Below are 26,169 nucleotides of genomic sequence, written 5' to 3'. Positions count from 1 at the left end.
CGCCCGCTCCCCTAAAAACCTAAGCTAGACAGAAGATCATCTACATCATCTTGGCCTGACACGACGTCGTCGCGCTTATCGGCATCAATGATAGGGCCTTCTGCCTCTACACCGTCAACCTTATCGGCCTTAACGCTGGATGGTTTAGTTTGTTCTGCACCGTCGCGTTCACCAAACATGGTAAGCATGTTAACTAAGCTGTCTTCCACTTCTTTAACCAAGTCGATAACGCGGCGAATAACCTGACCAGTTAAGTCTTGATAACCTTGAGCCATCAATACTTCTGTAAGTAACTGTGTAAGTTTAGCTGACTGTGCCGAACCTTCTTCCAACAATTCGTCTAAGTCTGCGCATAAAGCCTTGAATTCACCCAACTCTATTTGGCGATTCATCAGCTTCTTCCACTCAGGCATAACCTTTTCGATGCGCGCCGACAGCATTTCAGCTATAGGCATGCTCGCTTCAACGGCATCCATAGTAGTATTAGCAGCTTTTTCAGTTTCTTCAATTACGTAGGTTAGGCGGGATTGTGCATCGGGAATATCATCGGTCGCGAGATTTTTAATGCGGTCGTCTATTTGGAAATTATTCAGCGCGTCATGGAGCTGACGCGTCAGTTTCCCTACTTCGGCAAATAACTCAACGTTTTCTTTCATTGAGGCCGCTTCTAATAGGGCATTGGCTGAAGCGTTGTCACCCTCTTCAAGGTAGGTGACAAGCTGTTTTGCTTCTTCCAACGAAATTGGAACGTTTACATTCGTTGACATCCAGTAAACCTCATTTCTCTGGTGAGCGTCTGGATCAACCTAAACGTTCGAATATTTTATCTAATTTTTCTTTAAGTGTTGCTGCAGTGAACGGCTTAACAACGTAGCCATTAACACCTGCTTGCGCAGCGGCAACAATTTGCTCTTTCTTCGCTTCAGCAGTAACCATAAGTACTGGTAGGTGCTTGAGCTTGTCATCGGCTCTAATCGCGCGAAGCAAGTCAATACCCTGCATTCCAGGCATGTTCCAATCGGTAACTACGAAATCGAAATCACCTTGCTGCAACATAGGCAATGCAGTACTTCCGTCATCCGCTTCCTGGATGTTGGAAAAACCCAAATCTTTAAGTAGGTTTTTGATGATACGTCTCATGGTAGAAAAATCATCGACCACGAGAATTTTCATGCTTTTGTCCAAAATAGCCTCCAGTGAGGGGTTAATTGTTATTAATTTCTATTCTTCGTCAGCTTGCCACGACTTCATTCGTGATTTGAGTTTTAACATGGCCTGACTGTGAATTTGACTGACTCTCGATTCACTTACATCAAGAACCTCACCAATTTCTCTTAGGTTCAGCTCTTCATCATAATACAGCGAAAGTACAATCGCTTCTCTTTCAGGTAATGTCGTAATTGCATGGGCAAGCGCTTTTTGGAAAGCGCCTTGCATCAAATCTTCCAGTGGTGCGTCGCTACCTCGATTTTGCTCTGTCGAAATAACATCTTCTGACACACCTAAATCTTCAATACCTACCAGCTTTCCGGCATTTACTTCATTAAGCATTTGGTGATAGTCCTGCAAGCTTACATTAAGCTTATCAGCAATATCAGAATCTCTAGCATCGCGGCCTGTTTCGCTTTCTACTTGCGAAATTGCTTCAGTGATCGCTCGGCCATTTCGGTGAACTGAACGCGGTGTCCAATCCCCTTTGCGAATTTCATCTAGCATAGCACCGCGAATGCGTATACCGGCAAACGTTTCAAAGCTGGCTCCTTTTGAACCATCAAAGTTTCGCGCGGCTTCTAATAATCCAATCATGCCTGATTGAATTAAATCGTCTACAAGAACACTAGCCGGCAATCGCGCTATCAAGTGATGCGCTATACGCTTAACCAATGGCGCATGTCTTTCGACTAACTGCGCTTTATCGGTTTGTTGTTGATAAGCGGCTGCCTTGCTGTTCAACGCTGACTTCCTACGGCTTTTTCTGCAACTAATTGTTCAATGAAAAACTCTAAATGGCCACCTGGCTGCGCTGGAATAGGCCATGTTAAGGCTTTGCTCGCCAACTGTGTTATTGCAACGGCTGCCGGTGAACCAGGGTAAGCATCGACAATGGCTGTTTGTTTACGCACTGCTTTACGAATGTTCTCGTCAAACGGTACTGTCGCCACTAATTCTAGTGCAACATCTAAAAAACGCCCTGTCACTTTGCTTAATTTACTAAATAGCTCTTGGCCTTCTCGCACGTCGCGCACCATATTAGCCACGACTTTGAAGCGGAAAACACCGTGCTCTCTATTCAGAATTTTTATCAATGCATACGCATCTGTCAATGAAGTAGGCTCGTCACACACAACGACCATGATGTCTTGTGAGGCTTTTGAAAAGCTCAACACCATGTCTGAAATACCTGCCGCTGTATCAACGATTAGCACGTCAATTTGCGAGCGCAGCTCACTAAAGGCACGAATTAGGCCAGCGTGTTGCGTTGGCGACAATTCTGCCATCGACTGCGTGCCTGATGTGGCAGGGGCAATCTTTATTCCGTGCGGACCGGTCACTAATACTTCATCAAGTGTACATTCGCCGGAAAGCACGTGGGATAAGTTTTTCTCAACACGCAAACCTAACATAACGTCTACGTTAGCAAGACCGAGGTCCGCATCGAGAACCATTACACGTTTACCTTGCTTCGCCATGGCGATAGCGGTGTTCAATGTAATGTTTGTTTTACCTACGCCACCTTTGCCACCGGTGACGGCGATTACTTTGATTAACCGTGATTGCTTCATTTTTCTTAAGCTACTCGCTTGGTCGTCAATCATACTGCTTATGCTGTTTTAATTGCGTTGTTACCACTAGTATGATTCAAACCGTACTTTTTATAAAGCTTTGCAGCAGCGGAAACCAAAGATTTCGCTTCTGCAATCTTAATGTCTTCAGGTACTTTTTGACCATCGGTGACATAACTAACCGGTAATTGGTATTCAACCGCTGCACTAAGCACCTCTCCTAAAGAGTAGCACTCATCTAACTTTGTGAAAATACAGCCACTTAGTTCAATATCATCATACGCTTGAATGATTCTCTGCAAAGCAGGATATTGCGTATTTGCTTGCGCTACCAAATATTTTTTAACATTTGGCATTTGTCCGTTATCAAACTGCTTAATTTGTTTAATTAATCGACTGTCTCTTTGACTAAATCCAGCCGTATCAATCAATACTAGTCGCTTATGACGAAGTTGGAATAATAAATCCGCAAGTTCTTCACTAGTCTGCGCTTTTCTCACCATGCAGCCAATAATCTTTCCGTATGTCGCTAGCTGCTCATAGGCGGCAATTCTATACGTATCGATGGTAATCATCGCAACCGACTCTGCACCGTATTTCTGCGCATAGCGGGCAGCAAGTTTCGCAACGGTAGTTGTTTTACCGGTACCTGTTGGTCCTACTAATGCAACAGCACCTTGTGCGCTAAGTATATCGTTTCCTGTCACATTTATGCGATTAGCCAATAGGTTAAGAAGATATACCCATGCATCTCGTTCGTTGTAATGTGACGGCGTATAGCTAATAAGCTGTTTCGCTAACGCGTTGCTTAACCCCATATCGGTTAAACGGGTGATTAGATATTGATGAACAGGTTTTTGACGTTTGTTCTTAGCTTCCATCAAGTCGGCCACTTGATATTGCAATACATCGCGAAGAGACGCTAGCTCTTCCTTGATTTGCGCAAGCTCCGCTGACTGCGTCACAGAGGTATCATCCATACTTGACGCTTGATGTTCTGGGAAAGCGTTCTGACGAACTGGTTCATGAGAAGACTGCTGGGCTTCTACGTCGTCAATAAAGGCTTCTGAGAAGTCTAAGTGCGAAGCAATTTCATTGGCGTGCTTAGCATTCGCTGTCATTGGTTGGTTAGGTTGCGCGGGACTCGCCACGCCATTATTTCCACCGTGCTGCTTTTCTAGCAGTGCTTTAAGGCTATCAGGACCGTCGTCACCAATGATTTCGCTCAAGCTAGGCACTGCCTTTTGACCAGGTGTTTTTGCAGCGGCTTGTGGGGACGCTTTCGGCGTAAACAGCTTCGCTTCAGGTTCTTTGTCGTAGGCTGCGACAAGCTCAATACCGTCAGCGACTTTGCGATTTGACATGATCACAGCGTCACTGCCCAATTCAGCTTTAACTTGGCTTAACGCCTCACGCATATCTTTGCCGAAGAAACGTCTAATTTTCATTGCAACCTCTCCAATCACCCAGTGTCAGATTATTGACCGACCGAACTGACTATTTTTATTTGTTTGTCGTCAGGCACTTCTTGGTAAGACAGAACATGAAGCCCAACAACCGAATATTTTAAGAAGCGAGACAGAACGGGTCGTAGCATGCCTGAGGTAAGGAGTACTGCAGGCTCTCCTTCTAACTCTTGCTGCTGACTGGCTTGCTGCAATGATTTTTGCAGCTTGTCTGCCAGACCTGGTTCTATGCCAGCGCCATCTTCGCCACCTGCTTGAAGTGACTGGTGCAACATCTGTTCCAACTCTGGCGCCAAGGTTATGACAGGTATCTCTTTTGCACCTTGAGTAATTTCTTGGACAATTAAACGTTTAAGGGCAATACGCACTGCAGACACTAAAACATCGGGGTCTTGGCTGCGCGTGCCGTACTCACTGAGTGTTTGAACGATTGTACGCATATCGCGAATAGGCACACCTTCAAACAATAAGGTTTGCAGTACCTTCACGACGGTGCTTAACGGAAGAATGTCTGGTACTAACCCTTCAACCAGTTTCGGATGCTGTTTGGCAAGCATATCAAGAAGTTGTTGCGCTTCCTCGTGCCCTAATAATTGATATGCATTGTTAGAAAGTAATTGGCTTAAATGGGTCGCTACAACGGTCGCAGCGTCTACAACTGTGTACCCAAGAGTTTGTGCATGCTCCCGTTTGTTGGGCTTAATCCATACTGCGTCTAAGCCGAACGCGGGGTCTTTAGTGGCACGCCCTTCTAATTTGCCGAACACTTGCCCTGGATTAATAGCAAGTTCTTCATCGTGACTGATGATGGAATCGCCTATCGTTACGCCTAGCATAGCGATGGTGTAAGTGTTGGGCTCTAAATCCAAGTTATCGCGAATGTGGACAGGCGGAATAAGGAAACCCAGTTCTTGCGATAGTTTCTTACGTACGCCTTTAATGCGCGTCAACAACTCGCCACCTTGGGATTTATCGACAAGAGGAATTAAGCGATAGCCCACTTCCAATCCGATGGTATCTACCTGCTGAACATCATCCCAGCCAAGCTCTTTCACTTCAGGCGCAACCGATTCATCTTTTACCACATTGTCTGGCACTTTGGGCTCTGCGGCCTTTCTCTTTTCTTGGACCGACTGCCAGTAAGCAAAGCCGGCAATCAAGAATGAGAACCCTAAGAATGCGATATGAGGCATCCCAGGAATGATACCCATAACAAACAACACGCCTGCCGCAATATAAAGCGCTTGGTTGTTACCAAGCTGACCGCGGATTTCTTTGCCCATTTCCTGGGTTTCGTTTTCACGAGTAACGATAATGGCTGTAGCGACCGAAAGTAACAATGAAGGAATTTGCGCCACCAAACCATCACCGATGGTCAATATGGTGTAGATTTCTATAGCGTTACCGAATGAAAGCCCGTGCTGAATCATGCCAATAAAAAGACCACCGACAATATTAATCAGCATGATAAAAAGGCCTGCGACCGCATCACCCTTTACAAATTTTGACGCACCGTCCATCGACCCGTAAAAATCCGCTTCAGCGGTAATCTCTTCACGGCGTTTACGTGCTTGATCTTGATCTATATACCCTGCATTTAAATCAGCATCTATGGCCATTTGCTTACCGGGCATAGCATCTAACGTAAAGCGAGCGCTTACTTCTGAAATACGTCCTGCGCCTGCGGTTACAACTTTGAAGTTGATAATAAGAAGAATGGCGAAAACAACAATACCTACGGCGTAGTTACCACCAATCACGACCTCACCGAAGGCTTCGATAACTTTACCTGCTGCATCGCCGCCTTCATGTCCATAAAGTAAGACAACGCGAGTAGAAGCCACGTTAAGCGCTAGTCTCAAAACGGTAGCGATAAGTAACACCAAGGGGAAAATGCCGAAATCTACTGGACGCTGGGTAAGTACAGCCACCAAGATAATGACTAGCGACAACGCAATATTAAAGCTAAACAGCACGTCCAGTAAGAATGGCGGCATAGGCAATATAACCATGCCCATAATTGCTAAAAGGACGATGGGTGCGCCTAAACCACTGGTAAAATTTTGCAGCTGATTTTTATCGAATCGCTGAAGATAACCGGATAACTGCATGGCTTGGTGTCTCTCTATCAGAAAATTGACGCTTTATGTGAATCTTCTAGTGAGTTTTCAACTAACGTGCCAGCTTTGTGTTTTACGCAAAAGTTATCCAAATCTGAGCTGTAATCATGCGTGATTACTGTCTACAGTGACTTGTATAGGGCGATTAAGATTTTGTATCCGAGGGACATACGAACAGTTTATAATTACGTCACTATTCCTAGGGCCTACTCTTCGTTTTAAAAGGATTATTCATGGTAGTACTACAAAACCGTGTTGCAACGTTTTGTTGGGTCAGCCTTGTCATCATGCTGACTTTTAGTCATGGAGCTCATGCATCTAAACAACCTAACTTACGACAGCGTGTGGAGAATTTGCTAGTTGATTCAGTGGAGATATACGGTTCACAAAATAGTAACCCATTTCGTGTGCACAATAGAGTTTTGGTAAGCGAGGTCTACACTCGACAGGGCTATCAGCTTATATGGTTTGGTACTAGTGATGCTGAAAACCGTCTTCAGGAACTCCTCCATGAAATTGCTGATTCAGAGTTACATGGCTTCTCGCCCGAGTATTACCACGCGTCAATGCTCGAAAGTCGCGACGCCAATACGGCACTCTTAGATGTACTAGCAACCGATGCCTTCATCAGTCAAACTCTGCATCGATTAAATGGGCTTGTTAGCCCCGCCAATGCAGATTCGCAGTGGTTCCTTAAGCAAAGAGAAGCGGATCCTGTGGCATCGCTAAATCACGCATTAACTAACGGTGTTTCTGCAACATTGCGGGCCATGTGGCCATCACACCATGAATACCAGTTACTGTTAGAAAAAAAGCGTAGTTTACTCACGGCAGTTTCTACAGTTACCACACAAATTCCAATTGGCCCAACACTTAAGCTGAACTCAACGAGCGAAAGAGTTGTGTTGCTGAAGTCTCGTCTTTTAGGGCCAGGCACCTATTCAGAGTTATTCGATAAAGATTTACTGGACGCGGTTAAGCAGTTTCAAATGTCTGCGGGCTTAGAGCCAGATGGTATTGTGGGAAGTTCCACTTTAGAAGCATTAAATGCTACCACGTTTTCTTGGTTAGAAAGAATTGATGCAAACTTAGAGCGTTGGCGCTGGCTCCCTCATCAAACTTGGTCAACATATTTACGCGTTAACATTGCTTCGTTTCAGTTGAGAGGATTTACTGAAGGTGAAGAAACATTGGGAATGCCTGTGATTGTCGGTACACCAGTGAGGCAAACGCCCGTTTTCGCTGAATCAATGAAGTATATGGTGTTTAACCCCTACTGGACCGTGCCTTTCAGTATAGCCACTAAAGACAAGCTGGCGAAATTGAAAACCAATCCTTCTTTATTGGTCGAGCAAGGTTACGAAGCCCAGCCCGCCGGTGTCAGCGGCTTCAGCCCTGTCGATGAATTTGATTGGACAAATGTTAGCCGTGGTACGTTTCACTATACACTCAGACAAAAGCCCGGGCCGCACAATGCCCTTGGTAAAGTGAAATTCATGCTTCCAAATAAGCATGCCATTTATCTTCACGACACGCCCGATCACAGCCTTTTTTCGAAATTAGAAAGGAACTTCAGCTCTGGCTGCATCAGAGTCTCTAACCCTTTGAAGCTGTCTCAATGGGTACTCACTCATTCAGGCCAGACAGAGGCAATACCGCAAGCTGAGCAATTACTTCAAAGTGAAGAGACCAGTACACTGTATTTGAAGAAACCGATACCTGTTCTTATTGTGTACTTCACAGCGTTTGCAGATGAAGCAGGAACCATTGTATTTCGCCGCGATGCATACAATCGGGACAGCCATATTATTGAGAAATTGAAGGAGTTTAAACGTGCGTAAGTGTTTGTTAGTGCTGATTGCTCTTTTAACTGTAGTGCGCGCCGGTGATGCGTTCTCCTTTGACAATGACATGCTCAACTCTAAGCTTGCTATTAATGGAAGTACGGTCCCCTACCCTATTTTCTCTATTTTCGTAATGCCGAATAAAACATTCACTGTTGAGTTTGACAACAAAAGCCATACTGGGAACTTTCAATTTCACCAAGCGAACGGTGAGGCACTAAAGACGAGTTCGAACCTTCCAATAGTTAGCGGGGTTGTGGGGAAAGCGCCAATAATGGCACCTAAGAAATCAGGGCACTATGTACTTAAAACCACCAACGCGCAGTCAGGTGAAACTGCGACGCTCAACGTCTTTGTGATGACATCTTTGGAAAAGGTAGACAAAACAGGTAAGTTGAACGGCTACACAATTGGTAAATATCCTGATAAGCCTTTAAAAAACAATCCCATTTATTTACCCCCATCAGGACTTATTGAAATATCGCCAGAACAAACGGACGTAAGGTTGTCGCCCAATTTCACCCTAGGTCAATTTCTATCCAAGCAGCAACAAGGATTTCCCAAATATGTACATTTGCGAGCAGGCCTTTTGTTGAAACTGGAAAAAATACTGCACACCTTAAATGACGAAGGGCATGCAGTTGAAGGATTAACCATAATGAGTGGATATCGCACTCCGTTCTACAACAAAGCCATTGGCAACGTTCAGTACAGTCGTCATGTCTGGGGAGGAGCGGCAGATTTCTATATCGATCAGTCACCGAAAGATGGGGTGATGGATGACCTCAATAAAGACGGTGTGGTAAACCGCGAAGACGCGGTATGGCTTGCGAACTTTATATCAAACATGTCTAAGCAAGGCGCTTTCGGTCCAAGAGTCGGTGGGCTTGGTATTTACGGTGCTAATGCGGCGCACGGGCCTTTTGTTCATGTGGATGTGAGAGGAACCCTAGCGCGCTGGTAGAATTGTTGGTTCGGGGCACATACCTATGCCCCACCTTCAAAGTCAATTTTCACCCATTTAGCGGTTGGGTTAGTGTCGGTACTCTGGTGGGATAGGCAAATCCCGTTTAAGTGGCTTAGGACGTTTACCCTTACCTGCTCTATGCGCTTTTAACTGATAAACATGTGCGAGCACCTGCGCTACCGCCATAAATAAGGCGTTAGGAATTTCATCGTCCACTTCAGTGGAGTAGAAAATGGCGCGGGCAAGCATGGGAGAAGGGATCAACGGCACATCGTTGGCGGTAGCAATTTTTCTGATGTGCATCGCTAGCTCATCAGCACCTTTAGCGACCACAACCGGCGCCCTCACTCCCTTCTCATCATACTTGATAGCAACCGAGAAATGGGTCGGGTTAGTCACCACTACGTCTGCTTGTGGCACTTCCTGCATCATGCGCTTGGTTGCAGCCTGATATTGCAGACGGCGAATTCGGCCTTTAACCATAGGGTCGCCTTCCGCATTTTTCCGTTCGTCTTTAACCTCTTGCTTGGTCATCTTCATTTCTTTGTTGTGCTTATACATTTGATAAGGCACATCAATGAGCGCGATAGGGATCATGCCGCACACCAGAATAAGAAACGCCCACTTAAGCATGTCGAGTGCGTGAAAGATGTTTCCCGGATAAAGCTCCATATCAAGGTGGAGCGCTTCATCTTCAAAGAATAGTAACGCTCCGATGGCCATGCCAATTATGACCACCACTTTCGCTATAGACTTGAGTAACTCAACCAAGCCGTTCATGCCGAACATACGCTTGAAGCCTTGAATAGGGCTCATTTTTGAACCCTTAGGTTTTGCACCTTCCCAGGTAAAGTTAAAACCGCCAAGGGCGATAGAGCCATAAATGCCCGCTATCATTGCCACAACCATGTATAGCAGCACGGCAGGACCTACTGCCGAAAAGGCTTCACCCCATGCGCCAAACATGTGGGTGATATCATAGGTTTCGTCACGAGAGAGAATGAACATTCTCTGAGTAAGTTTAAAAACAGATTCAGCAATCCACCCGCCTACAAACAAGAACATAAAAGCACTGACGATAAGTACTAGGGTCGTAGAGAGTTCACGGGAACGGGCTAGCTGCCCTTTTTTTCGGGCATCTTCGAGTTTTTTCCCCGTGGGGTCTTCTGTTTTTTCGCTTGAATCTGCCATGTTTTCCTACGAACAAATATTCAATAGTTCACACATAAACTGTTCGGCTCTAAACCATTGGGTTTCGAAGTGTGCAGTAAAGTTATCAAGTGTTATCCAAATAATCAGTAATCCCATTACCTGAGCAATGGAAAAACCAATACTAAAAATGTTTAGCTGTGGTGCAGCTTTAGTCATTACGCCAAACGCCAAGTTCACGATAAGCAGCGAGACGATTGGCGCAAGAGAGAGGGTCACTGCCGATATAAACATCCAGCCTGCCCAATGGGCAATATCGCGGAACTGTTCACCGGTCCACCATGCTTCGCCTATAGGAAACGCCTCAAAGCTCATTACTATCATTTGGATCATGGACAAATGCCCATCCAAGGTCCAAAACAATAAGGTCGCTAGTATCAGATAAAACTGGCCGACTGCGGGCACGTTAATACCGTTTACCGGGTCAACGATTGACGCAAACCCCAAACCGGTTTGCATTGCTATAATTTGACCTGCAAGCACGAAGGTATTGAGCACCATCATTGATATAAAACCAATAGCAATGCCTATTAGCAACTGCTGAATAACGATTAAAAATGTGCCCACATCCACCAAATTTTCTATGGGTGACGGGGGCACTACCGGCATGATAATGAGCGTGAGCATTATACCCAACAAGGCTCTTACCTGCGGCGGAATGGATTTAGCACTCAAGCCAATCATGGCCACGAATAAGCCGCTAATGCGCATAAACGGCAGCAGCATGTCTGCTAGAAATTGATTGATGGTCGCAAGTTCGACTTCCACAGCTTTAGCCTTCTATCCCACAACCTGCGGGATCATATCAACCATTCTGAAAGTAAAGTCCATAAGCTGTTGCACCAACCAGTTTCCGCCCCAACTCAGCGCGAGAAGCGTTACAAGTAAGCGGGGCAAGAAACTCATGGTCTGTTCGTTGATACTTGTCGCCGCCTGAAAAACAGCAACAACTAGACCTACGATCAAGCTTGGAACAATCACCGCAGATACCAACACAATAACCATGAACATGGCTTCTCGCAGTATTTCTACAAAGACTTCTGGTGACATAAGCCCTCCTAGACGCCCATGCCGAAGCTGGTCGCCAACGTGCCGAAAATCAAGTTCCATCCATCAACCAACACGAACAACATGAGCTTAAACGGTAAGGATACAATCATAGGTGAAAGCATCATCATACCCATAGCCATCAATATAGACGCTACCACCAAGTCAATGATGAGAAAGGGAATAAATAGCATAAAACCGATTTGAAACGCGGTTTTAAGTTCACTGGTTACAAAAGCCGGAATTAGGATGGTTAGCGGTACTTCATTGGTGTCAGCGTATTTTCCTTCATCTCCAGCTATCCGTACAAACGTTTCTAAGTCTTTTACCCGTGTTTGAGAAAGCATAAACGCGCGCATAGGCCCTTTGGCTTGCTCAAGAGCGTCTAAACTGGTGAGCTGCTCGTTAAGATAGGGCTGTAAAGCTCGCTCGTTCACCTCTTCAAATACCGGCGCCATAATAAACATGGATAGAAACAAACTAACGCCAATGAGTATCTGGTTTGACGGTGATTGCTGTAAGCCAATCGCCTGACGCAGAATAGACAACACCACAATAATACGCGTGAAAGAAGTCATCATCATGATAAACGCAGGAATAAGGCTTAGCGCTGTCATGATAAACAGCGCTTGAAGTGTCATGGTGTAGTCTTGAGAGCCATCTTGATTGGTTGTCACCGTGACGGCTGAAATTCCCTGTTGAGCATAGGCGGGCTCAACGAGAAGTAATAAGGGCAGTATTAAAAGTAGCCAGGCAAACTTACGCATCTCTCGACTCTTCCTTTGTTTTATTCTTTTCTATATTCGGGTTGAGCTTTCCCGCCATGGCAGCAACAAGTTTTTGTTTAAACGCATCGGCACCATTTTGTTGCTCGCCTGTGGTTTTGTTCACACCTTTCACAGGCACATCGAGATTCTTATCTAATTTGCTTAAATGAGAGATGTTGTGACTGGTTACACCAATGAGGTGCTGCTCTTCACCTACCTGAATCACCATGATTTTTTCTTTTGCGCCAACAACCATGCTGGCCGCGACTTTCATTTGATTTCCACCCATCGCAGTGACATTAAATCGACGCATCACATAAGCGAGAGCGAAAATGACGCCAACAACGACAAGTAAAGAAAGGAAAATTGACAGTACCGACGTGGGATTTGTGATTGACTGGGTCGACTGCGCGACGGCTATCTGGCTAAATAAAAGGGGCAGCATTGCGCAACCCCTTACTTTATAAGAAGTTTTATCTGAGCTTCTTGATTCTCTCAATTTGACTGATAACATCCGTTAATCGAATACCGAATTTGTCGTTGACCACTACTACTTCTCCATGAGCAATCAACGTGCCATTAACTAATACATCTAGTGGCTCACCGGCAACACGATCCAGCTCCACCACAGAACCCTGGTTCAACTGTAGCAGATTTCGGATACTTATTTGACTACGACCGACTTCCATCGAAATAGTCACAGGAATATCTAGAATAGTATCTAGCTTTTTCTTTTCTTCTTGCGTAATCGGCGCGTCGTCAGTTAATTCGTCAAGTTCAGCAACTTGTACGTCTTCGTTATCGCCAGCCTCTTGTTCCGCTTCAGATTCGGCTTGTTCGGCCATTGCCGCTGCCCAATCGTCCATACCGTCTTCACTCATGGGAACTCCCCTCTACCTTACAGGTCTTCTTCGAGTACTTGCAGTTCTGCGTCATTATCAATAATGCGCCCACCGCGGGTTAATAACTGTAGCTCAGACTTCACTGAAGTCGGTCTTGCAATCTTCTCTACAATTTTCAGTGCCAAATTGTCGCGACTGCGACCTAATTTAGCCCTGAACGTGGGTAAATCTTCAATTAATACTGTGATGGTTTCTGGCATCTCCACAGGTATGATATCGCCAGGTTTAAACTCCATCACATCGCGAAGCGGTACATCAACGTCTAGCATATGCGTAGTTAACGCCACTTTAACGTCCATAATTTCATCGCGAAGGGCCTTACTCCAGCGTAAGTCTGTATCTTCTTTGTCGCTTTGAACACCCGCATCAAGCAGTTCGCGAATTGGCTCCAGCATTGAGTATGGTAAAGACACGTGGAAGTCGCCACCGCCACCATCTAGCTCGATATGAAACGAGCTGATGACCACCACCTCGGTCGGGCTCACAATGTTCGCCATCGCAGGGTTTACTTCTGAGTCCAAATATTCAAACGACACATCCATGACCGGTGCCCAGGCTTCTTTATAATCTTCAAAGATTATTTTAAGCAGCATCTGGATAATACGGCGCTCCGTTGGCGTAAACTCCCGGCCTTCAATCTTCGCATGATAACGTCCATCACCGCCAAAGAAGTTGTCTACCAGAATAAATACCAAGCGGGCTTCCATGGTGATAAGTCCCGTGCCTTTAAGCGGACGGAAGCGCACCATGTTCAAACTCGTTGGAACAAATAACGTATGGATGTATTCGCCAAACTTGATCATCTGGATACCGTTAATCGATACTTCAGCTGATCGTCGCATCATGTTAAACAAACTCACACGCATGTGACGTGCGAAACGTTCATTAACTATTTCAAGCGTAGGCATACGCCCACGCACAATTCTGTCTTGCGAGGAGAAGTCGTACTCGAGCGTAGAAGCATCAGAGTCGCTGCCGCCGACCTCTTCTTCTTCTACATCATCTACCCCGTGTAATAGGGCATCGATTTCATCTTGAGATAATAAATCACTCACCGTCTTCTACCTTACTTAGTCAATGCATTACTGCATGACAAACCCAGTGAACAATACGCGCTCAACTACATCGCTGCCCGTAATGTCCTTTAATGCTTTTTGTACTTCAGTTACTGCCTGCTCGCGAAGCTCAATTTTGCCGGCTTCGGTAACCAGATCGTCTGCGTTTGAAGTACTAAAAGCCTGTAGTAATGTCCCTTCAATTAGCGGTATATGCGTCTTCGCCAGCTCTTCATTGTCAGAACCGCGCACAAGCAACTGCACTTTTATCTGAACCAACCTGTCTCTTCCTGCGCCCGGCACGTTAAAAACAAATGGTCGTGGCATCGCTACGTAAAGCGCAGTGCCCATTTCAGCTTTCCCTGCTGCTGCTGCTGATGCTGGTGCACTCGCAGCCGCTGCGGCAGCATCAGTCTCGGCAAGCTGTTCGGCTGCTGGCTCATCACCGCCTGCGAACAATAAGAAATAGGCAGCTGCACCGCCTCCTAAAAGAACCACAGCGATAATGATGATCAACATCATTTTGCCTTTCTTTTTACCGCCTTCTTCTACTTGTAATTCTTCTTCAGCCATGTGTAACTCGTCAGTAATGCTCGGAAAAAACGTATTATCAAGGTTCCGTCAAAAATGGCAATGCCATTATTTGAGGAGAACAAAATGTGTACGGGTAATTTTTTGCGTCTTCACGCTTCCTATTACCCTCTAATATCACCCCTACTGCTCACTCCTTTCATTCAAAACATAGCAGCGTTTACGTATTCTCTCTATGCGACCTATTGGTAATAATTCATACGGGATGTGGTTAAGCGTAAAAGTCTATGCCGCCCTTGTCCGCGCGCGAAATCGACTGCTCAATAACCCGCATGCCATCCGTGTCGTCTACACCGTCATTTTCTCCACGATCCCCAGCTCCCTGACCTTGGTGACTGTTTCCTGCAAGTTGCTGGCCATTTTCTTGACCAGAAGAATTATCTTTCCTAACTTGGGCGTCGCCTAACTCAATACCCTGTTCTGAAAGCATATCCCTTAGCTTAGGCATAGCATCGGCCAATGCATCTTTAGCTTGCTGTGATTGCACAACAAAGCTCACGCTTGCAGCGTCACCCGCCACATTTACTCTCACCTGCATACTGCCAAGCTCGGGAGGATCTAAGCGAAGTTCAGCCATGGTATTCCGCGCATTAACCATCCAGCGAATTTTCTCACTAAGCTGCTGGTGGCCGTCGCTCTTATGAATATTGACCGCTTTATCAAAACCTTCAAACTGCTGCTGAGTTTTTGACGCTTCAGCGCGAAGCTGAGAGTTTTCCTGCATAACCGATTCAGTTGGATTAACCAATCCAGCAATAGCGTGTTGAGCACTTGCTTGAGTTTGCGTCATCAAATTTAAGAATTGACTGGCTTGACCGTCTACACGCGCTGTCATTGAAGCAACCACATCAGCACTTACCGCAGCATCTTTTGCGGCATCGGCAACAATAGTTGATAAATCAATGCCAGGCTCTCTACCTTGCTGGACTTGTTGCTGAAACTCGTTAATGCCAGCGATAATGTTAGCCTTCACCGCTTGTTGCTGTGCACCACCAGGCAGAGCCGCGACTACACGCTCTGCAAACGCTTCCGTTGCCTTTTGCGCGCTTTGTGGCGATAGCTCACTTATCGCTGAAAGCAGGTCGTTTGAAATTTCTGTAGCACCAAAAGAATCAGTTACCTTGGTTTGCTCGCCGCTGTTTTCAACGTTTGACAGCCCCTCAGATGATGCTGATTTAGCGTCGCTTGATGCTGCTGCATTTACCGCCACGCTGCCCGCAACAGCTGCCTCTGAAGTTAACTCGGCCAATAACTCTTGAGCCTCGGCGAGATTATCATCAAGAGATTTTGCCTGAATATTGTTAAGTTCATCTGCTAGTAGACTTAGTACGAGCGATTCATCGGCCGATTTTTTGCCGCTTTCAGATAGCCCATTTAACGTTTCTAACATACCGCTTAATGCATTTGCGGCTTCAGTGTCTGACGCTAGACCTTGTTCGGGATTTTCTGTGTGCTCAGTCTGCATGAGCTTGGCAATTAATGCTGAAAGCTCATTGTCATTTTTTACTTTTTTATCTGAATTAGTATTGATATCGGTTTGCGCATTTGAAGACGCATTGTTTGCTTCACTATCACTTCCACTCTGTTGATTGTTAGCGTTGCCACCAATAAGAAGTGAAGTTAGTGCAGTGAGTGTTTGTTGTGCTTCAGACGACAGGGATTCGATGGCTAATTCACCATCATTGTTACTATTAAGTTGCGACAAAAGATGAGCCATGACCGATGGCATATCGCTCGCATCCACATCCTCCGGAAGCTTCCATAGTTTTCCGCTTTCTTTTATAGATACGACGTTAACTGCCTCGCCTGCAGCTTCAGAGAGACCCTTATCTTCTGTGGTACCTGATTCACCTGAAGATTCATCACTTTTTCCAAAACGATCGGCTACCGTCTCAACGTAGGCAATCCAGTCTGGCTCGCCATCGTCTTTGCTTGGCTTTCCATCTGGCGTGCCAGGTGAGGTAATAACGCCAGCCTCGGCATCTTTTCTGCCGCCTTCTCCAATGACATACTGCGCGTCGGTCACGTTTTTTTGTTCAACGGCGCCTTCAGCGTCGTCAATAACGAGATTGGTATTTTCACCGTCAGTCGAGGGCTGCGTTGTCGTTGCTGAACCTTGCGCAACCTCGTGTGCACCAAGCGCTGCATTTTCTTCTTGATTTGCATTATGAGAGTCAGCTTCAGACTCAACTGGAATATCTGTCACTTCGTCACGAACAGGTAAATCTGTATGTCCCGCATCGCGGTCTTTACCATTTTTGATCGTGTCACTGGAGACTGAAGATTGGGGAGCCGCTCTGTCCGAACGGTTTGCTGTTCGAGATTGAGCAACCTGATCTTCTTTTTCGTTTAAAACAAAATCTGACTTGGTCGTTTTCGCGTCTTGATAAAGTCGGTTAAATGCTTGGTTATTTTCATCGTTCGCTTGTTGCTGAGTTCCGATACCCGTTCCAACGGCTTTCGCCGTACCAGAAGCAGAGAATGGTAATGCGGCAATGTCTGTTTTATGTGCGGCAACTTGTTGCATATTGTCCTACCGTCCTACATTTAAATCGTCTTTCACCAAGAAGACGTATCGTGATGCGAATGATTCACGTGGCGTTTTATTACAAAAAACTTGATGCCATTTCATCGCAAACCCACCAACGCTTACTTTAATTACAATCACTTAGCATTACTTAGTCAGCATGTATCGCTATGATTTTTCGCTACGGCCCTTAGTCGCCCTCGCTGAATTTCAAACGCTATACTGTGTGATGAAACTCAAAGAAACGATGATTTACCGTAGTAGCGATTGCAAAGTAATTACGTCGCGCTAGTACATTATGAAATGGTTTTTGCAAGGGTTGAGCCAAAGTAGCAGAGGCTCGACTAATTATCAGAAAGGCGAGCGCTTAGCTCTGAAAAATCGTTGGGTAGCGAACTCATCCATCATGGCCTGCTCAGCTCTGGCTTCTTTTTTCTGCTCTGCCAACTTTTTCTTATCTAGCAACAAGGTAACAGCTTTCACTTTTTGTTGTTGCTTTAGCCAAAGTTGCTTTCGCTGATCCGCCGCCATTTGTGCACGAGCAATCACTTGTATCTGTTGTTCGCATGCTTTATCCAGTTTTCCAACGAAGGATAAATGCTGCTGATAATAGGTGGCGGTAACACCTGCTTGACCGGTTTGTTGAATACCTTTTATGTAGTCAATGCGGTACTGCTCAAGACTGGTTAGCTTTTGCTTTTGCTGATTAACGTTCTGTTGGGCCTGTTTGTAGTATCGGGCTTCTCGCTGCTCTTTTTCGCGCTCGAATTCAGCTAAACGTTCTAGTTGTTTAGACATTATGCGATACCTTTTGGAAAGTTGATGACTTCTGGATCATAGCCAAGCTAACTTGCATTGCAGCGCTATACATTAGCCTTGCCCCAGCCCTTTAGCCAGTGCAGCCATGCCTTCTAAGCTCTCGTCATACGGTATGACTTGTTTCATCCCTTGCTGCAATAAAGCGTTGATTGCAGGCTCTGCGCGAATAGCCAGATCAATACGCGGGTCTGATCCTTTCGCATAAGCGCCAATAGAAATGAGGTCTTGGTTTTGTTTGTAGTTTGAATAAACTTGTCGAATACGACGCGCCATCAATTGATGTTCTTCGCTCACGACCATAGGCATTACACGGCTTATTGACGCCTCAATATCAATAGCAGGGTAATGACCGCTATCGGCAAGGGTTCGCGACAACACTACGTGACCATCTAAAATAGCGCGAGCAGCGTCGGCAATAGGGTCTTGCAAATCGTCACCTTCGGTTAGCACCGTATAAAAAGCCGTGATAGAGCCCTGTCGTTCGCTGCCGTTACCTGCACGCTCAACCAAAGCGGGAAGCCGAGCAAATACCGAAGGTGGATAACCTTTTGTGGCCGGTGGCTCACCCACAGCTAATGCAATCTCACGCTGCGCCATGGCATAGCGAGTTAACGAATCAATCAGCAACAGCACCTTCATACCTTTGTCGCGGAAGTACTCAGCAATCGTTACCGCAGTTTCACATCCTTTCAATCGCATAAGCGGCGAAGTATCGGCTGGCGCTGCCACTACAACCGCCCGTTGGCGTTCTTCTTCTGTCAGTATTTCGTGGATAAACTCTTTTACTTCTCGGCCACGCTCACCTACAAGCCCAACCACGACCACATCGGCTTCACAGCCTCGGGTCATCATGCCAAGTAGCACACTTTTACCCACGCCACTTCCTGCAAAAAGCCCCATACGCTGACCAACGCCAACCGTATTTAACGCATTGATGGCACGTACGCCAACATCCATAGGGGTGTTGATTGGACGGCGAATGAGCGGGTTCATAGGAGGACGCGTGGTGGGAGCTCGCGCTTCGGCATTGATTTCACCCAGTCCGTCAAGGGGCTGACCGTTGCCATCGACCACACGACCCAACAGTCCCATACCTACTGGCAAACCGCTTTGCCGGTTTAACGGCATAACGCGACTCCCTGGCACAATACCGCGAACCGCTTCAGTGGGCATCAAATAGGTAATATCATCACCAAAGCCAACTACTTCAGCTTCTATTTCGCCTTCGATGGTTTGCACTAAACATTGACTGCCCACCGGCAGCTGGCAACCTACAGCTTCAAGGGTAAGCCCTATGCCCCGGACTAATTTTCCCGCTGCAACAACGGGTGGCGATGTCACTTGTTTAGTAAGTGATTCAAAATGGGCATGCCAAGGGCTAGTCATTAGATAAACCTTGGTTTAAAAGAAACTTATCGATAACGTCGCGGCATCGACGCTCAATCGACACATCTACGGCATTTTGCGCAGTGGTAATGTCACAGCCACCGCGTTCCATTGCTGGTGCTTCAACCAAATTCCAGCCTTTTTTGGTAATTTCCTCTTCACCAAAATGCTCTTTAACCAATTCAATATCTTCAGGATTCATATGAATTTGATAGTCAGCTTGATTAATTGGTAGCGCTTTAATACCTTCGCTTAACGCCTGCATTATAACCTGTTGGTTAGTACTTACCTCTGTTTTAATAACTGCTTTTGCAAGAGTTACGGCGAGTTTTACCAATTGATCTCGGGTTTCATCGTTGGCTTGCGAGAGTGGGTCGTGAAATTTTTCAGCAAGCATTTGCCACACTTCGGCTTGTGCCGTCATTTGCTGGCAGCCTTCTTCAAGCCCTTGTTCAAGTCCTTCGGTGTGACCTTGCTCTTTACCTTCCGCTAAACCTGCTTCAAGGCCTTGCGCTTTTCCTTCTTCAAAACCTTTTTCTTTACCTTCCTGATAACCTTCATCATAAGCAGCCTGACGTATAGCTTCTATTTCTTCAGCGGTAGGCGGCTTAATCTCTTCCTCAACTTCAGGCGGTTCATACTTCCAGTCCGAACGTTTGTTTAACGCGTTGGTCGGCTCGTTTTCTCGGGGTGCAGTGGGGTCATCAACGAAAGGTAGGTCCCATTTTTTAGCTTCATTTACTTCGTTTTCGCTGAAACTTTTTTTGGCAGTCATATGTTTACCTAGGCTGAATGAGTGACGGGACTAACGTTCCTACAGGAACTCTTCGCCGCCGCCACCACCAAGCATGATTTCACCAGAGTCAGAAAGTCGACGGGCAACAGAAAGGATCTCTTTCTGCGCTGTTTCCACTTCACTAATACGCACAGGACCGAGCGCTTCCAAATCATCATTAAGCATTTCAGCAGCACGCTTAGACATATTGCGCATAATTTTGTCTTTAAGCTCTTCGTCAGCACCTTTAATGGCTTTAAGCAGCGCGTCTTGCTGTACTTCGCGCAGTATGGCCTGAATACCCTTGTCGTCTACATCGACTAAATTGTCGAATACAAACATCAGGTCTTGAATTTGCTGGCTCATCTCTTCGTCTTGCTCGCGAATAGCGTCCATTAATTGACCTTCTATCGCAGTATCCAGGTAGTTCATGATGTTCGCCGCCGACTTCAGGCCGCCCATTTTGGCTGCTTGTGTACCCGCTTGACCTGCAAACTGTTTCTCCATGATTTCGTTCAGCTCTTGTAGTGCAGCCGGCTGAACTTCCTCAAGATTTGCTATACGCATTAGCAAGTCGAGTCGTACTTTTTCAGGGAACTGCGCCAATATTTCAGCACTTTGTTCAGGCTCTAAATAAGACAATACGATAGTTTGAATCTGCGGGTGCTCATTGCGAATAATGCTGGCTACTTGCTTAGAATCCATCCATTTCAATGAGTCTAGGCCTTTTGCACCGCTTCCCATCAGGATTTGATCAATTAGGTTTGCCGCCTTATCTTCACCTAACGCGGCTGTTAGCGCACGTTTAACAAAGTCTTGGCTTTGGAAGCCAATGGTACTGTAATTCTGAATTTCTTCGATAAAGTGCTTATGAACCGCCGTAATTTTGGTTTGCGTCATATCGTCCACTTTTGCCATTTCAGTACCGAGCTTTTGTACTTGCTTGGGCTCTAAGTGTTTCAATATCTGGGCGGCGTCTTCTTCAGAAAGACTCAGCAGCAAGATGGCCGCTTTTTCTACGCCTTCTAATTTACTGACGTCGTATGACGGCTCGTCAACATTGGCAAGTTCTTCAGCCATAATCTTATCTCACTACTCGTCTTGCATTAACCAGCCCTTCACTACTTGGGCTGATAACTCAGGTTCATTGGCCACAAGGGCACGTACGGCTTTAAGTACATCTTCATCTTTGTGCAGGTCAGGCAGCATGAGTGAACCATCTGGCGCAAAACCTACCTGTCCTTCGTCAAAGTCAGACGTTAGCATGCTAATGGTGTCGTCGCCCAAATCTAAGCCTTCATCTGCATCAAATTCATCGGCGTCGTTCGACTCATCAGGATTAATAAGACGACGTAGCATAGGACGAATCACGAAGATGATAAGCACTATTATAACCAAGCCACCAACAACTAGCTTAAGAATTGGTAGAAATCCGGGCTGCTCCCAAATAGGCGCGTCTTCAATTTCCCCTGCGTCCATCCGAGTAAAGGGTACGCTTACAACTTCTAACGAATCACCACGGGTAACGTCAAAGCCAATGCCGCCCTGTAAAAGCCTACGTATGTTGAGAATCTCTTCTTGTTTACGCGGTGTTGGCGTCATCGCACCGTCTTCACCCGCAACTTGGGTATAGTCCACCGCCACAGATACACTTAATCTGCGAATAACCCCGGTCTGTTTCTTGGTATGACTGATAGTGGTATCAAGTTCGTAGTTGCGTGTTGATTCTTTCGCTGTGCGCCCCGGCATAGTTTGTTGACTGCCGCCCACAGCATTTTCTGGAATATTAGAATCTAACGGAGGCTGATTAGACAGTGCACCAGGAATACCGCCAACACCGCCACCTACGCTGTTTTCTTCCATTATCATTTCACTGCGAACCGCAGGTAAATCAGGATTGTAGCTACGCTGTGTTTGTTCCATAGCTGTAAAGTCCATGGTAACGTCAGCTTGTGCTGTGTAGTTACTTATGCCCAATACAGGAATCAGTATCGCGTCAATTTTTTCTAAGTACTCTTGCTCACGCTGGCGCTCAATCTCGTATTCTTTTCTGGCACGAGCACTCATAGAATCTTGAGAGCCTGAGTTAAGCAGACGACCATTGCTGTCTGTTACGGTTACCTTAGACGGCTCCATGTTTTGCACTGCAGACGCAACGATATCGACAACAGCATCAACCTCTTCACCTGCAATAACGGCACCGCGCTTAGCCGTTAGCACAACGGTTGCCGACGCTTTCTTCTCTCTTCGCGCAAATACGTTCTCTTTAGGCATAGCTAACAAGACACGGGCTTTCTGAATACTCGCGATATCTTCGATAGTGGCCGCGATTTGTTGCTCGCGGGCGTGTTTTAGACGTTCCATCTCAACACGCTGGCTCACGCCAAACCCCATATCCTGCATAATGATATCTGTACCGGCATCAGAGGCCTTAGTTAACCCTTGGCGGGTCATGCCTAAACGAATATTTTGGAATTCGTCACTTCTTACGTAAACAATATTGCCTTCAAGCTTATAGTCGATTTGGTTCGCATCCATATAATCGAGGGTTTCAATAAGCTCTTGGGTTTCCATTTTCGCAAGTGGACGGTAATCAGGTTCTTGCGACCAGATAAGAATAAAAATAGCGATGGCGACGCAGATTACCAAAACAACCACAAGGGCCATTTGGCGCATCATATCTGCGCTACCTAAAGTGTCCATAAAACCAGATTTGTTTTCTGGCTCATTGTCCACTGCTTGATTTTGATCAGGAACCGTAAGGTTTGTACCTGTAGCTTCAGCCATAACCTACTCCACCTACACCGGCATATTCATTATTGTTTTATAGGCTTCAAGTACTTTGTTACGTACTTGAACAGTGGCTTCAAAAGCAATGCCCGCCTTTTCTTTCGTCAGCATAACTTGAGCTAGGCTTAAGTTAGGGTCGCCCATTTCAAAACGCTGCTGCGCGTCTTTTGATTCGAGCTGCATGCCGTTTACACCATCTACCGCATTCTTTAGCATGGTCGAGAAATCACTTGCCGAGCTATTAACTTCACTAAGCGGCTGCTGTTGAGGCTCATTAACTTGAAGACGAGTTTGCCCAATCATGTTCTGCATTTCTTGATACAAACTATTGGCTTTAACGTCCATAACCACTCCTAGTGCTTTTTCGAGACCGCCTGAACATCGGCGTATAACTTATGTATAGAGGGGATTTAGCAAAGGGCTTGCCAACTTTAAAAAGCTATACATATCAAGAAGATAAATCAAAAATAAGAGGATTAGCCAAATTTATGGCGTTTGACTTAGTGTGAGCAACAAAAAACCGCCGCCTTCTTTACTACAGAGGCGACGGATAAGGACGAGGAAACCGAAAGTGTAGAAAGCGACCTTATGCGGGCACTTCAATACCATCTTCGCGCATGCGCGCTAATTTGTAACGAAGGGTTCTTGGACTAATGCCGAGCTTTTCTGCCACATCTTTACGCTTGCCGTTACACGACACCAATGTATCGAGGATAATTTGATGTTCTTGGTAGCGCAGCTCAGACCCTAGCCTATTATCTTCAACATGCTCTTGCGGTGTTTCAACAGGTGCAGTCATGTCTTCGTCAATCATTAAATCGCTGGCGTCGATTTCATTGTGTTCACATAAAATAAGCGCCCTTTGAACCACGTTTTCTAGTTCGCGAACGTTCCCTGGCCAGCTGTATTGTGACAGCTTATTGCGTGCTGCTGCGCTTAACCTGATAGTACCCAGCCCTTGAGAACTAGCGTGACGCTGAACCAGGTGTTCGGCAAGAGGGACAATATCACCCGGACGTTCCGAAAGCGGGCGCCACTCGATAGGGAATACATTTAAGCGATAGTACAAATCTTCTCTGAACTCTCCCGCATCCACTGCTTTTCTCAAATCTCGGTTACTTGTAGCAATAACACGGACGTTGAGCTTAACGGTTTTACGTCCGCCAAGACGCTCTACTTCGCGCTCTTGTAACACGCGTAGCAGTTTAGCTTGAAGCGCCAAATCCATCTCGGTTATTTCATCAAGTAACAGCGTACCGTCTTGGGCTTGTTCAAATTTACCCGGGCAAGCTTGGATTGCGCCGGTGAACGCACCTTTTTCGTAACCAAACAAGGTCGCTTCTAGCATGTTCTCTGGTATGGCTGCACAGTTGATGGCGACAAATGGCGCATCACTTCGCGGCGACTGATCGTGAATATAGCGAGACAGCACTTCTTTACCCGAACCGCTTGGTCCCATTACCATCACAGTGGCGTCGGACTTCGCGACTTTGCGAGAAAGCTCAAGTAACTTCAAGCTTGAAGGGTCAGCAACAATAGGCGTGCGTGACTCTATTTTTTGAGCCGGCGCGTAGCGTCCCACTAAATTAAGCAGTACTTCTGGGGCAAACGGTTTGGATAGATAATCTGTTGCGCCATCGCGCATTGCCTGCACGGCATCATCAATAGTGGCATAGGCTGTCATCAATAGCACCGGCATATTGGGGTACTTAGTTTTGATACTTTTAAGTAGCGTTAAACCGCTCATTTCGCCCATTTGAATATCGCTTACCACTAAATCGACGGAGCGCGAAGACAGCACCATTAACGCTTCTTCAGCACAGTCAGCGGCAACAACCTCATAGTTACCTAACAGAAGGGTGTCTAGGAGTGCTTCGCGTAATCCTGCGTCATCTTCAACAATTAAAATGGTAGTTTTAGACATTATTCTCTCCTATGACCTACGCAACATGAGTCAATGTTTGTGAAGATTGAGCGTTCACCACACACGGCAAAGACACACTAAAGCACGCCCCACCTTCTGGCATATTTGATACGCTAAGCAAACCGTTGTGGGCGTTTACGACGGATTTAACCACCGCAAGGCCAAGGCCCGTGCCATGAGTTTTAGTTGTGAAAAACGGTTCAAAAATTTTGTTTTTGAGTTTATCCGGTACGCCAGGACCTTTATCTATAATGGTCACATGCAAACGTTCATCAGACACTGCAGTTTCTACGTGCACGCACTCCCCTTTCGGAGTAACTTGGCTCGCGTTGTGAACAAGGTTTAATAACGCGCCTTGAAGCGCTGTAAGATTACCGGTAATAGATACGTTTTTATCGAAGCCGCTAAAAGTTAGCGTTTGCTGTGCTTGAGCCGTCATGGTTTGGGCACTGCCTTCAATTGAAGTAAACAACTCTCCCAAGCTAATTTGGCTGACCACTTGTTCTTCCCCTGACTTAGCGAAAAGCAGCATGTCGTTAACCTGACTCTCTAGCTCTTTAAGCCTGTCAGTTAGCTTGTTTGCAAATTGAGTTTGTGCTTCTTGTCCCAAGCCTTTGCGCGTTAAATTAGACGCATAGAGCATGGCCGCAGAAAGAGGCGTACGAATTTGGTGAGCAAGGGATGCTACCATTTTTCCCAAAGAGGACAGGCGCTGCATATGGCTCACGCGTGCTTGCAGCTGCCGCGTTTCGGTTAAGTCGGTAATAACAATTAATTGCCCAGGCTCATTTTCTAATGGCGTGATAGAAAGCTTCACTCGGCGACCGTCAACAAGTGAGACTTCGTGGCCGTCGTCAGCGCGAGGCTTGAATGAGCGCGTGATAATACTTCGCCACACTTCCTCTTCCAGCGGTTCACCTAACAGTGCTTTCGCTTGTTCATTGGCTTGGCGTACGATCCCTTTGCCGTCTATAACGATAACGCCCGCAGGCATTACCTGAAGTAAGTGTTCAAGTCGACTCGCCTGCAACCGTAAAGACGAAATATCGTCACTGCTTGAGGGGTCGTATTCATCACGAGATATCGCATTATCAATACTATCTAACGCATAGCTTGATGCTGAGTACTCAGTTGATTGTGGTGTGCTGTCAAAAGCCATATTGCCCTCGTCAAATTGCAGACGCTGTTAAACTATGA

25 protein-coding genes are annotated in these 26,169 nt (G+C 46.1%); 2 read left to right on the top strand and 23 right to left on the bottom strand.

What is annotated here, in order from left to right; genetic code table 11:
• Positions 1-11: 11 nt before the first annotated feature.
• The 6 genes from MHM87_RS06030 to flhA are packed head-to-tail and all read right to left on the bottom strand — an operon-like array spanning position 12 to position 6,360.
• Complete coding sequence (locus MHM87_RS06030) at positions 12-767, bottom strand: protein phosphatase CheZ (RefSeq protein WP_014948650.1); 756 nt, start codon at positions 765-767, stop codon at positions 12-14.
• 34 nt (positions 768-801) lie between these two features.
• Positions 802-1,185 (bottom strand): chemotaxis response regulator CheY, encoded by a 384-nt coding sequence (cheY, locus tag MHM87_RS06025; protein ID WP_012517682.1) that lies wholly within the window; start codon positions 1,183-1,185, stop codon positions 802-804.
• A gap of 36 nt (positions 1,186-1,221) precedes the next feature.
• Complete coding sequence (locus MHM87_RS06020; RefSeq protein ID WP_014948649.1) at positions 1,222-1,953, bottom strand: RNA polymerase sigma factor FliA; 732 nt, start codon at positions 1,951-1,953, stop codon at positions 1,222-1,224.
• The gene (locus MHM87_RS06015; protein WP_014948648.1) at positions 1,950-2,816 is read right to left on the bottom strand and encodes a MinD/ParA family protein; all 867 of its coding nucleotides are present in this window, start codon (positions 2,814-2,816) and stop codon (positions 1,950-1,952) included. The genes MHM87_RS06020 and MHM87_RS06015 overlap by 4 nt, the downstream gene beginning before the upstream one ends.
• 5 nt (positions 2,817-2,821) lie before the next feature.
• Positions 2,822-4,231, bottom strand: a complete 1,410-nt coding sequence (gene flhF, locus MHM87_RS06010; RefSeq protein ID WP_239258070.1) for a flagellar biosynthesis protein FlhF — start codon at positions 4,229-4,231, stop codon at positions 2,822-2,824.
• A gap of 29 nt (positions 4,232-4,260) precedes the next feature.
• Positions 4,261-6,360 (bottom strand): flagellar biosynthesis protein FlhA, encoded by a 2,100-nt coding sequence (flhA, locus tag MHM87_RS06005; protein WP_239258069.1) that lies wholly within the window; start codon positions 6,358-6,360, stop codon positions 4,261-4,263.
• Positions 6,361-6,602: 242 nt separating this feature from the next.
• On the opposite strand from flhA, the gene MHM87_RS06000 reads away from it, so the two are divergent.
• Positions 6,603-8,210, top strand: a complete 1,608-nt coding sequence (locus MHM87_RS06000; protein ID WP_239258067.1) for a L,D-transpeptidase family protein — start codon at positions 6,603-6,605, stop codon at positions 8,208-8,210.
• A complete protein-coding gene (locus tag MHM87_RS05995; RefSeq protein ID WP_239258066.1) occupies positions 8,203-9,177 on the top strand; it encodes a D-Ala-D-Ala carboxypeptidase family metallohydrolase in 975 nt (324 codons plus the stop codon). Before MHM87_RS06000 ends, MHM87_RS05995 begins: the two co-directional genes overlap by 8 nt.
• 69 nt (positions 9,178-9,246) lie before the next feature.
• Here the strand turns inward: MHM87_RS05995 and flhB are convergent, their stop codons facing one another.
• The 17 genes from flhB to MHM87_RS05910 form a co-directional block, all read right to left on the bottom strand.
• Positions 9,247-10,371, bottom strand: a complete 1,125-nt coding sequence (flhB, locus tag MHM87_RS05990) for a flagellar biosynthesis protein FlhB (RefSeq protein ID WP_131137291.1) — start codon at positions 10,369-10,371, stop codon at positions 9,247-9,249.
• A 6-nt stretch (positions 10,372-10,377) separates the two neighbouring features.
• Entirely contained in the window at positions 10,378-11,157 is a 780-nt protein-coding gene (fliR, locus tag MHM87_RS05985; RefSeq protein WP_014978604.1) for a flagellar biosynthetic protein FliR, read from the bottom strand.
• 12 nt (positions 11,158-11,169) lie between these two features.
• Positions 11,170-11,439 carry a flagellar biosynthesis protein FliQ gene (gene fliQ, locus MHM87_RS05980; RefSeq protein ID WP_012517675.1) on the bottom strand — a complete coding sequence of 90 codons (270 nt, stop codon included), beginning with the start codon at positions 11,437-11,439 and terminating at the stop codon, positions 11,170-11,172.
• Between the two features lie 8 nt (positions 11,440-11,447).
• Positions 11,448-12,203 (bottom strand): flagellar type III secretion system pore protein FliP, encoded by a 756-nt coding sequence (gene fliP / locus MHM87_RS05975; protein WP_014948641.1) that lies wholly within the window; start codon positions 12,201-12,203, stop codon positions 11,448-11,450.
• A complete protein-coding gene (gene fliO / locus MHM87_RS05970) occupies positions 12,196-12,648 on the bottom strand; it encodes a flagellar biosynthetic protein FliO (RefSeq protein WP_239218626.1) in 453 nt (150 codons plus the stop codon). Before fliO ends, fliP begins: the two co-directional genes overlap by 8 nt.
• Positions 12,649-12,676: 28 nt before the next feature.
• Positions 12,677-13,084, bottom strand: a complete 408-nt coding sequence (fliN, locus tag MHM87_RS05965) for a flagellar motor switch protein FliN (protein WP_014948639.1) — start codon at positions 13,082-13,084, stop codon at positions 12,677-12,679.
• A 17-nt stretch (positions 13,085-13,101) separates the two neighbouring features.
• Complete coding sequence (fliM, locus tag MHM87_RS05960; protein ID WP_014948638.1) at positions 13,102-14,160, bottom strand: flagellar motor switch protein FliM; 1,059 nt, start codon at positions 14,158-14,160, stop codon at positions 13,102-13,104.
• A gap of 27 nt (positions 14,161-14,187) precedes the next feature.
• On the bottom strand, positions 14,188-14,733 hold the full coding sequence (gene fliL, locus MHM87_RS05955; protein ID WP_239258065.1) for a flagellar basal body-associated protein FliL: 546 nt from the start codon (positions 14,731-14,733) through the stop codon (positions 14,188-14,190).
• 229 nt (positions 14,734-14,962) lie between these two features.
• On the bottom strand, positions 14,963-17,278 hold the full coding sequence (locus MHM87_RS05950) for a flagellar hook-length control protein FliK (protein ID WP_239258064.1): 2,316 nt from the start codon (positions 17,276-17,278) through the stop codon (positions 14,963-14,965).
• A 351-nt stretch (positions 17,279-17,629) separates the two neighbouring features.
• Positions 17,630-18,076, bottom strand: a complete 447-nt coding sequence (fliJ, locus tag MHM87_RS05945) for a flagellar export protein FliJ (RefSeq protein ID WP_239258063.1) — start codon at positions 18,074-18,076, stop codon at positions 17,630-17,632.
• Between the two features lie 72 nt (positions 18,077-18,148).
• Positions 18,149-19,483: a flagellar protein export ATPase FliI gene (fliI, locus tag MHM87_RS05940; protein ID WP_014948634.1), complete on the bottom strand. Its 1,335-nt coding sequence runs from the start codon at positions 19,481-19,483 to the stop codon at positions 18,149-18,151.
• Entirely contained in the window at positions 19,476-20,258 is a 783-nt protein-coding gene (fliH, locus tag MHM87_RS05935) for a flagellar assembly protein FliH (RefSeq protein WP_239258062.1), read from the bottom strand. The genes fliI and fliH overlap by 8 nt, the downstream gene beginning before the upstream one ends.
• A 39-nt stretch (positions 20,259-20,297) precedes the next feature.
• Positions 20,298-21,338, bottom strand: coding sequence for a flagellar motor switch protein FliG (gene fliG / locus MHM87_RS05930; RefSeq protein ID WP_014975903.1), 1,041 nt, complete (start codon positions 21,336-21,338; stop codon positions 20,298-20,300).
• A gap of 12 nt (positions 21,339-21,350) precedes the next feature.
• Positions 21,351-23,045, bottom strand: a complete 1,695-nt coding sequence (gene fliF, locus MHM87_RS05925) for a flagellar basal-body MS-ring/collar protein FliF (protein WP_239258061.1) — start codon at positions 23,043-23,045, stop codon at positions 21,351-21,353.
• 12 nt (positions 23,046-23,057) lie between these two features.
• On the bottom strand, positions 23,058-23,393 hold the full coding sequence (gene fliE / locus MHM87_RS05920) for a flagellar hook-basal body complex protein FliE (protein WP_014948630.1): 336 nt from the start codon (positions 23,391-23,393) through the stop codon (positions 23,058-23,060).
• 241 nt (positions 23,394-23,634) lie between these two features.
• Positions 23,635-24,972, bottom strand: a complete 1,338-nt coding sequence (locus tag MHM87_RS05915; RefSeq protein WP_049588047.1) for a sigma-54 dependent transcriptional regulator — start codon at positions 24,970-24,972, stop codon at positions 23,635-23,637.
• A gap of 16 nt (positions 24,973-24,988) precedes the next feature.
• Positions 24,989-26,131 carry an ATP-binding protein gene (locus MHM87_RS05910; protein ID WP_239258060.1) on the bottom strand — a complete coding sequence of 381 codons (1,143 nt, stop codon included), beginning with the start codon at positions 26,129-26,131 and terminating at the stop codon, positions 24,989-24,991.
• Between the last annotated feature and the right edge of the window lie 38 nt (positions 26,132-26,169).

It is taken from the genome of Alteromonas sp. Cnat3-28 (assembly GCF_022348265.1).
In the GTDB taxonomy this organism is placed as follows: Bacteria; Pseudomonadota; Gammaproteobacteria; order Enterobacterales; family Alteromonadaceae; genus Alteromonas; species Alteromonas macleodii.
This window is presented reverse-complemented; position numbering and strand designations above follow the sequence as displayed.